Annotated in this window: 7 protein-coding genes; 4 read left to right on the top strand and 3 right to left on the bottom strand. The window is 53.4% G+C overall.

The annotated features are described in order from the left end of the window. Positions 1 to 9 precede the first annotated feature (9 nt). Positions 10 to 1,269, top strand: coding sequence for a M20 metallopeptidase family protein (locus tag ACE418_RS02290; protein ID WP_416449050.1), 1,260 nt, complete (start codon positions 10 to 12; stop codon positions 1,267 to 1,269). Between the two features lie 285 nt (positions 1,270 to 1,554). Here the strand turns inward: ACE418_RS02290 and ACE418_RS02295 are convergent, their stop codons facing one another. Together ACE418_RS02295 and ACE418_RS02300 are read right to left on the bottom strand one after the other, a co-directional pair. Further along, positions 1,555 to 2,757: a multidrug effflux MFS transporter gene (locus tag ACE418_RS02295; RefSeq protein ID WP_416449052.1), complete on the bottom strand. Its 1,203-nt coding sequence runs from the start codon at positions 2,755 to 2,757 to the stop codon at positions 1,555 to 1,557. Position 2,758: 1 nt separating this feature from the next. Continuing rightward, on the bottom strand, positions 2,759 to 3,421 hold the full coding sequence (locus ACE418_RS02300; protein ID WP_416449054.1) for an HAD family hydrolase: 663 nt from the start codon (positions 3,419 to 3,421) through the stop codon (positions 2,759 to 2,761). 235 nt (positions 3,422 to 3,656) lie between these two features. Here ACE418_RS02300 and ACE418_RS02305 point away from each other — a divergent pair, with 235 nt between their 5' ends. Further along, entirely contained in the window at positions 3,657 to 4,835 is a 1,179-nt protein-coding gene (locus ACE418_RS02305; protein WP_416449056.1) for a cation diffusion facilitator family transporter, read from the top strand. Between the two features lie 234 nt (positions 4,836 to 5,069). Here ACE418_RS02305 and ACE418_RS02310 read toward each other — a convergent pair whose 3' ends face one another. Then, the gene (locus ACE418_RS02310) at positions 5,070 to 8,549 is read right to left on the bottom strand and encodes a DNA polymerase III subunit alpha (protein ID WP_416449058.1); all 3,480 of its coding nucleotides are present in this window, start codon (positions 8,547 to 8,549) and stop codon (positions 5,070 to 5,072) included. A gap of 541 nt (positions 8,550 to 9,090) precedes the next feature. On the opposite strand from ACE418_RS02310, the gene ACE418_RS02315 reads away from it, so the two are divergent. Further along, positions 9,091 to 11,016 (top strand): sigma-54-dependent Fis family transcriptional regulator, encoded by a 1,926-nt coding sequence (locus ACE418_RS02315; RefSeq protein ID WP_416449060.1) that lies wholly within the window; start codon positions 9,091 to 9,093, stop codon positions 11,014 to 11,016. Positions 11,017 to 11,263: 247 nt separating this feature from the next. Next, entirely contained in the window at positions 11,264 to 12,415 is a 1,152-nt protein-coding gene (gene fucO / locus ACE418_RS02320) for a lactaldehyde reductase (protein WP_298586664.1), read from the top strand. Positions 12,416 to 12,472 lie beyond the last annotated feature (57 nt).

Consider the following 12,472-nt stretch of genomic DNA (forward strand, 5'->3'; position numbering starts at 1 on the left):
GAAGCAAAGATGATCGATATTCTTGAAGAAGTACGCAAAGAACAAGGTGAACTCGTCGCCTTGCGCCGCCATTTCCATGAACATCCGGAACTGTCCAAGCAGGAAGACCAGACCTTGGCCTATATAGCTGAAAAGCTGAAGAGCTATGGCATTTCCTACCGCCTGGTCGACAAAGGCGGCCTCATCGCCTGGATTGACGGGAAGGGCCCCGGCAAGACGCTGCTCTTACGGGCTGACGTCGACGCCCTGCCCATCGAAGAAGGCGAAAAGAACTTATCGTGCCAGCGCGTCTGCCGCTCTCAGAATCCCGGCGTCATGCACGCTTGCGGCCACGACGGCCATATGGCCATGCAGCTCATGGCAGCTAAGTTGCTGAAGCGCTGGAAAGACCAGTGGGACGGCACCGTCGTTCTCATGTTTGAACGGGGAGAAGAAGAATCGGGCCCCCTGGAATACCTCCTGCGCTACTTGGAAGGCGAAAGCCCTTGGCATATCGACGCCTGCTACGCTACCCACGTCCGCTGGGATATCCCGGCAGGCAAAGTCTCCATCTGCCACGATGCGCCCATGGCCGGCGGCTTCGGCTTTGAAATCCGCATCGACGGCCACGGCGGCCACGGTTCCCGCCCGGACCTGGCCGAAAGCCCGATTGACTGCTTCCACGACTTCTACGGGAATATGCAGGCCCTGCGGATGCGGGCCGTACCGCCCAAAGAATGTCTGACCTTCTCCATCGGCAGCCTGCACAGCGGCGACGTCCTCAACGTCATCCCCAACAGCCTGACCTTTGCCGGTACGTGCCGCTTCTTCAGCTACGACCACGCCGGCAGGCGCTTCTACGAAGAATTCAAGCGCATCCTGGCCAATGCCTGCCAGACCTATGATTGCCGCTACGATATCCTGCACATGCCGGAACCGCTCTTTGAAGTCCAGAACCATCCGGTCTGCGTCGCTATCGCCGAAAAAGCCGTCGAAAAATATATCGGCCCCGACGCTCTGACGGACTGCACACCCTGGATGGCATCGGAAACTTTCGCCATCACGTCCCGCCTCTACCCGGGCGTCCTGACCTTTACGGGCATCGAAAACAAAGAAAAAGGCTGCGGTGCCAATCACCACACGCCGGAATTCGACCTCGATGAAGACGGCCTGACCTATGGAGCTGCCACCTGCCTGGGCTTTGCCCTGGACTACCTGGCAGAAAAACCAGATATCCCCTTCCAGCGGCCAGACGAACCCCTCGACAAACTCGTCGCACGGAATATATGAAAAAGGGCTTGTCGCACGACGACAAGCCCTTTAAAGTTGTTAGTGGCTAGCAGTTAGTTGTTAGCGGATGGCTTTAAATTTGAAGGTTTTCTCTGCAAACTACAAACTCTGTTGCTACAAACTATAAAGTAAATGGGGCCTAGCATGAAAGCAAAAGCCTTCGTGCGACAGCCCCTTTTTCTGTAGGGGCGTCCACGTGGGACGCCCGCTCACACAAATCAAGTTTACAAGTATCTCGCATATCCCCGGCGGGCTCGCCACGTGCGAGCCCCTACTAACGAGTCCCTACAAACTATCCTTATGTCTCGGATAGATCAGGGCATAGAAGGTCAGGAGGGCGCCGATTTCGCCGATGACCATGACAATGCCCATGGGGATGGCTGTATGGTCGCCGGCAATGCCGACGACTGGGGCCATGACGGCACCGCTGATCATAGAGAAGAAGCCGATGAGGGCCGAGGCACTGCCGGCATTGCGTCCCTGGTCCTGCATGGCCATGGAGAAGCTGCTAGTACTCATCATCGCCAAAGGCGACACGGTCAGGAACAAGAGAACGATGACGACGGGCAGGGGCAGATCCCACCAGAACGAAGCCAGCAGCAGGACGCTGCCGACGGCTGCCAGCAGCAAGGCGCCGCAGAGCAGTTTCCAGTCAGCCACGCGGCCCGTCATGCGGCCGGTGATAGCCCCGGCAATCATCAGGCCGATGCCGTTGACGCCAAAGATATAGCTGAAGGTCTGGGCCGACACGCCGTAGACGTTCTGAAAGACAAAGGATGACCCGGAAATATAAGAAAAGAACGCGGCAAAGCCGAAGCACTGCATGATACAATGGCCCATGAAGTAAGGCTGGCGAAAGAGAGCGGCAAAGCCTTTGAGGCTGGCCATCATGCCGCCAGAGATACGACGCCGCTGTGGCAGGGTTTCATGCATGATACCGGCCGATGCCGTCAGGACCAGACCGACCAGGGCGACCAGGACGAAGATGCCTTCCCAGGGCGCAAAGCGCAGGATCTGGCCGCCGATGACCGGTGCCAGGATAGGTGCGATACCGTTGACCAGCATGAGCATGGCAAAGAGCCGCGTCAAGGCACTGCCCTTGCAGATATCGCGGGCGATGGCCCGGGAGAGGACGATACCAGCACCGCCGGCACAGCCCTGGATGAAGCGGAACAAAAGGAAGATGGCAATGGATGAAGACAGGATACAGCCAACCGTCGATAAGGTAAAGATAGCCATGCCAATCATCAAAGGCAGGCGGCGCCCCTTATCATCACTGATAGGCCCGACGGCGATCTGCCCCAGCGCCATGCCGGTCATAGAGGCCGTCAAGGTCAGCTGGATGACAGACGGCGTAACACCAAAAGCCGTCATCATCGACGGCAGGGCTGGCAGGTACATATCCGTCGACAGCGGCGCAATGGCTGCCAGCATCCCTAAAAATACGGTCATGAGCAAAAGCCAGCGGCTTCGCTTGGTCTGTGTCATATTATAAATCCCCTTTCGCCAGCAGTCCTGGAACTTCATCCAAGCTGTGGCAACACGTCCAGGCCAGGTCTTGTACGTTTTTGGGAATGGTAATTAAATCGGGAATCCAGATAGACGGAATCCCAGCCGCATGAGCCGCCAAAATCCCACTTTCCGAATCTTCCAATACCAGTGCCCTGGCCGGTGCAACGCGGGCCTTGTCGCAAGCCATGAGGAACACATCCGGATCCGGCTTGCCATGGGCCGCTTCTTCCCCGCTCTGGACAACGGAAAAGAAGGGCGCTACGCCCGTTTTTTCTAATAAATATTCAATCAATGTCCGCGGTGACGACGAAGCGACAGCACAGACAATCCCTTCTTCGCGGGCGTAGTGCAGGACGTGGAGCAGGCCTGGTTTGATGGGAATGGCATGGCTGCGGTAATATTCTAACTGTAAAGCCACCTTTTCCCGGCAGATGTCATCATAAGGATACTCCGACCCGAAGGCGTCGTCACAAATAGCGCGGATGCGCAGATTATCCCGCCCCAGCATACGGTCGAACACCGAGCGGTCCAGGTCAAAACCATATCGGGCTGACACATCCCGCCAGCAGCGATAAGAAATGGGCTCCGTATCAAACATGGTCCCATCCATATCAAAAATAAGCGCTTTTCGTATATCCATACATCCTCCCCATCATATACTTTATGAACTTATTATTTTTCAATCACTATACCATTATATAAAAAAATAAAGTAATTGCAATTCTTTCCGGCAAAATACTCAATAACTATTCCCATTTTCGATAATATTATGACTTTTTCGCATTTATTGTATTCTCAATTTCTTTCTCGTTATCACTTGTATCTCGCCCTATCTCTGCTATAATGAAGGGAATCAGAAAGCTGGGTGACTTCATATGATCGAATTCATTATCCGCCGCTTCATCAAAAATTACGAGGATACGGATGACAAATACGTCCGTGAACAATACAGTATCCTCGGCGGCATCTTAGGCATTATTTGTAATCTCTTCCTCTTTATCAGCAAATTCCTCGTCGGCATGATGAGCAACAGTATCGGTATCTTATCCGATGCCTTCAACAACCTGACCGACATGGGCTCGTCGTTCATTTCCATCATCAGCGCCAAATTGAGCAACCGGCCGCCGGACAAGGAACACCCCTTCGGCCACGGCCGCTTTGAATACCTGGCATCGCTGACCATTTCCATCATCATCCTCGTCGTCGGATACAAGCTCTGCGAAACGTCGATTGGAAAATTCTTCGAACCCGAAAACATGGAGTTCTCCTATTGGAGCATCGGCGTCCTCGTCATCTCCATCGCCGTCAAGGTCTGGATGTGCGTCTATAACCGCTATATCGGCAAGAAAATCAATTCCGGCGTCAACGATGCGACGGCAGCCGACAGCATCACCGATGCCATCGCCACGACGGGCGTTTTAGTCGCTACTATTGCCCAGCAGTTCACGACGCTGCCCATCGACGCCGCTGCCGGCACGGCCATCGGCCTGATGATCATGTACGCCGGCTACGGCATCGCCAAAGACGTCATCAATATTCTCCTGGGCAAAGCGCCGGATCCGGAACTCGTCCGGGGCATCGTAGCGACAGCCTTGAACTGTCCCCACGTCGTCGGCGTCCACGATATCCGCATCCACGACTACGGCCCGGGCCGCATGTTCGGTTCGATTCACGCCGAAGTACCGGACAAGGCCGACCTCGTCGAAGTCCACGCCGCCTTAGACGTCCTGGAAGATGAATTGCAGGATAAATACCACATGGAAGTCAATATCCACATGGACCCGCTCTGTACGGACATCCATAAGATCAATGACGTCCGCCACGTTCTGGATAAAATCGTCCACGAAAGATATCCCCGTTATCACACGGACCACCTGCGCATCACATCGGGCCACGCCCGCCTGAACATCATCTGCGATATCCACGTACCACCAGCAGAATACAACGTCGAAAACATCGCCCGCATCCGCCGCGACATCAACGACTGTATGCGCAAATACAACGATAAATATCGCGTCGTCCTGGCCAAGATCATGGCTGATCCGGGGAAATGACAAAAGAGGCTGTCGCATTAAGACAGCCTCTTTTTACGTTGATCGTAGGTCGTTCATCGTTTGTCGTATGGGATTAAAAATATCAATCCATCGCGATGAACGATGAACTACGAACGAAAAACTTTTAAGTTGAAGGGGCCTCGCATGATGGCAAAAACCTTCGTGCGACAGCCCCTTTAAAGTTGTTAGTGGCTAGCAGTTAGTTGTTAGCGGATGGCCGAAACCCTCCCTCTCCTACTGCACGACGAGGGAGCATGGTTCCAGCATGGCCTGTAGTTTCTGCCGCAGGTCTTCGGTGGTTTCTACCCAATACTTTTCATTGGTCAGGATGGTCTTGCGGCTGCCCATGAGGTGGAAGTAGACTTTGACCGGTCCCGGATGCTGTTCCAGGACTTGGCCGATGCGGCCGGCCAGGTCGGTCCGTTCCAAATGGGCCGGGATCTTGATGAACAATTTTCCTCCCATACCGGGATGCCAATAGTCCCCGGCCTGGCGGGCTGCAGCCGGCGATACGGCAGCAGGCTGCACAGGTTCTCCCTTTTCCTGGTCCAACGGTTTCACTTCTTCTGCCAGGATCTGGATGCTGTCGTCGTTGATGTCGGCCCGGCCGCGGATGGAAACGGCCATATCGACGGCGACGGCCTGCTGATAGCGGGCATAGGTCTTGGGGAAGACGACGACCGACACGGTGTGGGTGAAGTCTTCCACCGTAATGATGGCCATTTGTTCATTGCGCTTGGTCATGACCTGTTTCTTGGCGGTAATCAAACCGCCGATGCGCATCATCTTGCCGTCATACTGCCGCCCTTCTTCCCCGTAGAGGACCGACAAGGGCGTCAATTGTTTCATGATGTCTTTATATTTATTGAGGGGATGGCCGCTAAAATAAAAACCATCGTATTCCTTTTCCATGGCCAGGCGCATTTCAATAGGATATTCTTCGATATCCGGATATTCCAGTTCTGTCATGACATCTTCGGTATCATCGAAGAGACCCATCTGGCCGGACGCATAGTCCTTCTGGCTCAGGGATCCCATGGCGATGGCCTGGTCGATGACGGCCATGAGCTGGGACCGCTTCTTGCCAAAGGAATCCATGGCACCGCATTTGATGAGGCTTTCCAGAGCCCGCTTATTGACGATATGGTAGTCGACGCGGCTGCAAAAATCGCCGAGCGACGTAAACGGCCCACCTTCTTCACGGGCCTTGACGATGGCTTCGATAGCATTACCGCCGACGCTCTTGACGCCGGACAGACCGAAACGGATGGCGCCGTCCTGGACGGAAAACATGGATACGCTGGCATTGACATCAGGCGACAGGACCTGGACGCCGTGGCGGCGGCATTCTGCGACGTAGTAACTGATTTTGCTGACATCGTTGATCATGCTGGTCATGGTCGCTGCCATGAATTCCGGCCGATAATGGGCCTTGAGGTAGGCTGTCTGCCAGGCTACATAGGCATAGGCCGCCGAATGAGATTTGTTAAAGCCATAGCCGGCAAAATAGACCATGAGGTCGAAGACCTTGTTGGCAATGTCGTCGGGAATGGCGTTTTTCCGCGTCCCTTCCAGGAAATTGGCCCGCTGTGCCACCAGGATGGATTCCTTTTTCTTACCCATGGCGCGGCGCAGCAAATCAGCTTGTCCCAGAGAAAAGCCGCCCATGACCGAGGCGATCTGCATGACCTGTTCCTGGTAGAGGATGACGCCGTACGTATCCTTCAAGATCGGTTCCAGCAGCGGATGCAGGTAGGTGACTTTCTTTTCGCCGTGACTGCCCTTGATGAAATCATCGACCATACCGCTGCCCAGAGGGCCCGGCCGGTAAAGGGCGACGAGAGGGATCATGTCTTCAAAGTGCTTCGGTGCCAGCTCCTTGACCAGGTTGGTAATGCCCGACGATTCCATCTGGAAGACACCGGCCGTATCGCCTTCGGTCAGGAGGCGGCACGTTTCCGGGTCGTCCAGGGGGATGGCGTTAATATCCAGGTCGATGCCGTGGTCCTTTTTGATCATCTTGACGGCATCGCCGATGACGGTCAGCGTCCGCAAGCCCAGAAAGTCCATCTTGAGCAGGCCCAGTTCTTCGACCAGGTCCTTTTCGTACTGCGTCGTCAAATCGCCTTCCTTGGAATGTTGGACCGGCACGTAGTCGTCGACAGGAGCTGCCGAGATGACGACGCCCGCTGCATGGGTCGACGAATGGCGGACCAGGCCTTCCAGGGATTTGCCGAAATCGACGAGGCGGTGGACGGTCGCATTCTGTTCGTATTCCTCGCGGAATTCCTTGCTCATCTTCAAGGCCTTATCGAGGGTCATGCCCAATTCATTAGGCACCATCTTGACGATGCGGTTCACTTCACTTAAAGGAATATCGAGGACGCGGCCGACATCGCGCAGAACGGCTTTAGCTGCCAGCGTCCCGAAGGTGATGATCTGCGACACGTGGTCGACGCCGTATTTCCGGGTGACGTAGTCGATGACGCGGCCCCGGTTTTCATAACAAAAGTCCATATCGATATCCGGCATGGTGACGCGTTCCGGATTGAGGAAACGTTCAAAGAGGAGGTCGTACTTGAGCGGGTCCAGGCCGGTGATGCCCAATAAGTACGCGACGACCGACCCGGCTGCCGAACCACGGCCCGGCCCGACGGGGATTTCATGGTCGCGGGCGTATTTGACGTAGTCCCAGACGATGAGGAAGTACGACGGGAAACCCATGGTATCGATGACGCCCAGTTCGTAGTCCAGCCGTTTGCGGACTTCCGGCGTAATGGGGTCGTATTTCTCCGGCAGCGCCTGTTCGCAGAGCTTGCGCAGATACGACGAATCCGTTTCCCCCTTGGGCACGGGGAACTGCGGCAGATGGCGTTCGTTAAAAGAGATTTCGACATTACACTTATCGGCGATTTCCAGCGTCGTATCCAAAGCTTCAGGCATATCGGCAAAGAGGTCGGCCATTTCGTCGCCGCTCTTCATATAAAACTCGTTATTATAGAAACGGAAATGCGACGGATCATCAAGGGTGCTGCCTGTAGAAATACAGAGCTTGACCTCCTGGGCGGCTGCATCGCTGGGGTCGATATAGTGGTAATCGTTAGTTGCGACCAGCTTCAGGCCGTATTCCTGGGACCAGCGCTTGAATACCGTGCGGACGACCTTTTCTTCGGGAATCCCATGATTCTGGACTTCCAAATAAAAATCATCCTTGCCAAAAATCGAAACCAGGCGCTTCAACGTCCGTTTGGCCCCTTCTTCATTGTGATTGAGGATGTCCTGCTGGATGTGGCCTTCGATGCAGGCACTCATGGCGATGAGCCCTTCATGATACTGTTCCAGCAAATCATAGTCGACGCGGGGCTTGTGGTAATTATTTTCCCCATCGACAAAGCCTTTGGACACGATTTTGATGAGGTTGTGGTAACCGGTATTGTTTTTGGCCAGCAAAATCAAATGGCAGAGCCGTTCCTTGGTCTTCTTTTCAAAGCGGCTGCCCCGTGTCATATACACTTCACATCCCAGAATCGGCTTGATGCCTTGGGCTACGGCTTCCTTATACAAATAAATGACACCGTACATATTGCCATGATCCGTAATCGCCACAGCCGGCATATTCAGCTCCTTGGCGCGCTTCACCATATCGGGGATCTTGCACAAGCCATCGAATAAACTGTACTGCGTATGGACATGCAAATGAACAAAAGGCCGCATCCCAAAAATCCTCCTTAAAAAAAGTCGCTAATGTGATAATGTTATCCGTAATAGGATATTATACCACATTAACGAAAAGATTGTTAGGGGCATAAACCGCCGTTCGCAGGCCGCCCTCTAACTCAAATGCCGCCACGCGGCAACAGACTCAGAATAACGACATCGCCTCGAGTGACCCTCGGCTTGTGGAAAAAATTGTGGCTCGTGGTTCGTAGTTCGTGGTTCATAAAAGCCTGCCATTATACTCGGATGGGCTATGATCAAATCTCTCTAACGGGCTCGCCACGTGCGAGCCCCTACGCGTAAGGCCGTTGGCCGTGTATTTTTTTGCGACCTGCGTTCATTTTCATCGCCAGCATGCGATACCGTAGGGGACGTCCCGGAGGGCGTCCCGCCGTGAATCCTGTGCATAACTGGAAGTTATGACGGGCGACGCACAATCGTAACACAATCATGAATCTATCGCAGCAAAGCCACTTATAATCCGCGGAAAATCGAAATATGATATAATGAGGAATATATATGTGCAGGAGGCGTCAGAATGGATCAGATAGAATGTAAAGGCATTTGGGAACGTTTTATAACAGACGGGGTCTTAGACCCTCGGCTTCCGTCGTTAGTGGCCCGTTCCTGGCAAAAGTGCCGTACCTGCGGGGTCGACCCATGGCATCGGGAAGCAGTGACGGCGTCTCCCGAAGAATTACAGGCGATTCTGCAAAAAAACCGGTTGCTCATACAGACGGCACAGCCAATCATGCAAAGTGTCCTCGATATCATCCGGGATTCTCATTTCCTATTAGCCCTCACAGACGACCAGGGCTATGTCCTGCTGACTATGGGCGACGATACCATCCTAGCCCGTTCGGAGAATATTCTTTTCCAGCGCGGTGCCATTTGGCGTAATGACCAGGTCGGGACCAATGCTCCAGGAATCGCCTTGGAATATAATCAGCCTATCCAGCTCATCGGCGCTGAACATTATTGTGCCGACCAGCATGATTGGACGTGTTCAGCGGCTCCCATCCACGGCGTAAATGGCAATGTCATCGGCAGTCTTGATTTATCCGGCAACGCCGATGCGGCCCATCTCCATACACTGGCCCTGGTCGTGGCCGGGGCCTTCAGTATCGAACGGACACTCATCAGTTATCATCAAAGTCATTTTATGCGGGCAGCCGCCAATGGTATCCGTGAATCCATTCTGCTATTCGATGAACGATTACATCTGCGCTGGGCCAATACGACGGCTCAACAGGAATTGGGCATGACACAGAAACAATTAAGTGCCCTCGATTTCCGGAAAATCATGCCGCAGATTGACTGGAGCCTGGCTGATGATGCTAGCCGCCATGCTCCCTGGTACATCGATGATCTGCGGTTCATCCTGCCCGGCGACGTCCGCCGTTTCAGTGCTACCATATCCCAGACGGCCGATGCGACTGGCAAGACGTATACCCTCATCCTGCGCCGTCAAGAACATCTGATCCGGTCTGTCAACCGGGTGTCCGGCAATCAGGCTACCTATACCTTCGATTCCATCTATGCCGCAGACCCCCAAATGACGCAAGTTATCGACAGGGCCCGGCAATATGCCCATTATGATGGCAGCGTCCTCATCGAAGGTGAAAGCGGTACGGGCAAAGAACTCTTCGCCCAGGCCATTCATGCTGGCAGCGCACGGGCCAATGGACCGTTTGTCGCCGTCAATTGCGCATCCCTTCCGCGCGACCTCATCGAAAGCGAATTATTTGGCTATGAAAAGGGAGCCTTCACCGGCGCATTACGCGAAGGGAATCCAGGCAAATTCGAACTCGCTGATCACGGGACTCTGTTCCTCGATGAAATCGGAGAAATGCCCATCGAATTCCAGCCTAAATTGCTCCGTGCCGTAGAAACACTGTGTATCCGCCGTTTAGGCGGCAAAGAAATCAAAAAATTAGATGTCCGCATCATTGCAGCGACGAATCGCGATTTAGAAGCAGAAGTCGCCCGCGGTACCTTCCGGGGTGATTTGTATTACCGGCTCAATGTCTTACGCCTGGATATCCCGCCTTTACGCCAACGCCCAGAGGATATCGCCTATTGCAGCCGCTTATTTTTACAACGTTTCAATGAACGTTACCCGGAACGTCAGCGGCAATTAGCAGTCGATGTCCTCCCCTGCTTACAGCAATACGATTGGCCCGGCAACGTACGGGAATTACAAAACACCATCGAGCGGGCCTTTTATCTGAGTACAGGTCCAGCCATAACGGTCTCCGACCTGCATCTTCCTCAACGTCCGTCAAAAACAGGCATGAATGAAATCCTGATAAACGAAAAGCAACAATGCCTGCACTGCCTCCAATCAGCCAACGGCTATGTGGAAGAAGCCGCTGCCGCGATGGGAGTCAGCCGGGCTACTTTTTATCGCCTTTGTCATCGCTATCAAATCAGTCCCAAACAGATTCGCCGTCAACGAAAATAAAAGTCTCATTTATCTCAAAAATATCATTTTTCTCGATATTTTTGAGATTTTTTTATTCTTATCCGGCTATATTTCCATTATTTCCTAGGACAAGAAATTTTTTTGAAGAAGCACGAAGACAGCATATTACCTCAAAAATCCGGCAGTCAATTCCCTGTTTCAACAGCGCACATCGTATTTGGCCCAAAAATTTCATATATATCAGTGAGTGAAAATTTCTACATTTACAAAGGAGGAATTGGCTACTATGGCTAACAAAATCACGTTGAATGAAACATCTTATTTCGGCAAGGGCGCTATCAATGAAATCATTACGGAAGTCAAAGCGCGCGGCTGTCAGCACGTCGTCGTCGTAACAGACAAGGACTTGATGAAATTCAAAGTCGCTACGAAAATCACCGACTTACTGGATGCCGCCAGCATTCCCTACACGGTCTATGATCACATTAAACCGAACCCGACGATTCAAAATGTTCAGGATGGCGTAGCTTTCTGTAAAGAAGCACAAGCCGATATCCTGATTGCTGTCGGTGGCGGTGCCGCTATGGATACATCGAAAGCCATTGCCATCATCCTGACGAATCCGGAATTCGCCGATGTCCGCAGCCTGGAAGGTGCTTCACCGACCAAAAACAAGTGCCTCCCCATCATCGCCGTATCCACGACGAGCGGGACGGCCGCCGAAGTCACCATCAACTATGTCATTACGGACCCGGAAAAGCATCGTAAATTCGTCTGCTGTGACCCCCATGACATCCCAGTCGTCGCTGTCATCGATCCGGATATGGTCGCCTCTATGCCCCGGAAACTCTGTGCCGCTACGGGCATGGATGCCTTAGTTCACGCTATCGAAGGCTATATTACGAAAAATGCCTGGGAAATGACCGACATGATGCACCTGAAAGCCATTGAAATCATCAGCAAATGGCTCCGCAAATCCGTTGACGGCGACCCGAAAGCCCGCGAAGAAATGGCACTGGGCCAATATATTGCCGGCATGGGCTTTTCCAATGTCGGCTTAGGCATCGACCACTCCATGGCCCATCCGCTCAGTGCCTTTTATGATATCCCCCACGGCGTGGCCTGCGCCATCTTATTGGCTCCGGTCCTGACCTTCAATGCTCCGGCAACAGGTGAACGCTATCGGGAAGTCGCCCGCGCCATGGGCGTTGCCAACGTCGATGCTATGAGCCAGGAAGAATACCGTCAGGCCGCTATCGACGCCTGCCAGAAACTGGCCGATGACGTCGGTATTCCCCGCAAGTTGTCCGAATTGGGTGTCCAGGAAAAAGACATCGACTTCCTGGCTGACTCGGCCATGGCCGATGCCTGCACGCCGGGTAACCCCCGTGATGTAGAAAAATCGCAGATCGTCGAACTCTATCATTCCATCCTGTAAAGAATCCGACAGATGAAAAGCCCTTCTCGTCGCCCACAACGAGAAGGGCTTTTTTCA

Origin of the sequence: Megasphaera jansseni (genome assembly GCF_047974155.1) — a bacterium.
Classification (GTDB): domain Bacteria; phylum Bacillota; class Negativicutes; order Veillonellales; family Megasphaeraceae; genus Megasphaera.

Excerpts from the sequence above, each read along its gene's own strand:
- ACE418_RS02310 (WP_416449058.1), bottom strand. The coding sequence starts at position 8,549 with ATGCGGCCTTTTGTTCATTTGCATGTCCATACGCAGTACAGTTTATTC.
- ACE418_RS02290 (WP_416449050.1), top strand. The coding sequence starts at position 10 with ATGATCGATATTCTTGAAGAAGTACGCAAAGAACAAGGTGAACTCGTC.
- ACE418_RS02305 (WP_416449056.1), top strand. The coding sequence starts at position 3,657 with ATGATCGAATTCATTATCCGCCGCTTCATCAAAAATTACGAGGATACG.
- ACE418_RS02295 (WP_416449052.1), bottom strand. The coding sequence starts at position 2,757 with ATGACACAGACCAAGCGAAGCCGCTGGCTTTTGCTCATGACCGTATTT.
- ACE418_RS02315 (WP_416449060.1), top strand. The coding sequence starts at position 9,091 with ATGGATCAGATAGAATGTAAAGGCATTTGGGAACGTTTTATAACAGAC.
- fucO (WP_298586664.1), top strand. The coding sequence starts at position 11,264 with ATGGCTAACAAAATCACGTTGAATGAAACATCTTATTTCGGCAAGGGC.
- ACE418_RS02300 (WP_416449054.1), bottom strand. The coding sequence starts at position 3,421 with ATGGATATACGAAAAGCGCTTATTTTTGATATGGATGGGACCATGTTT.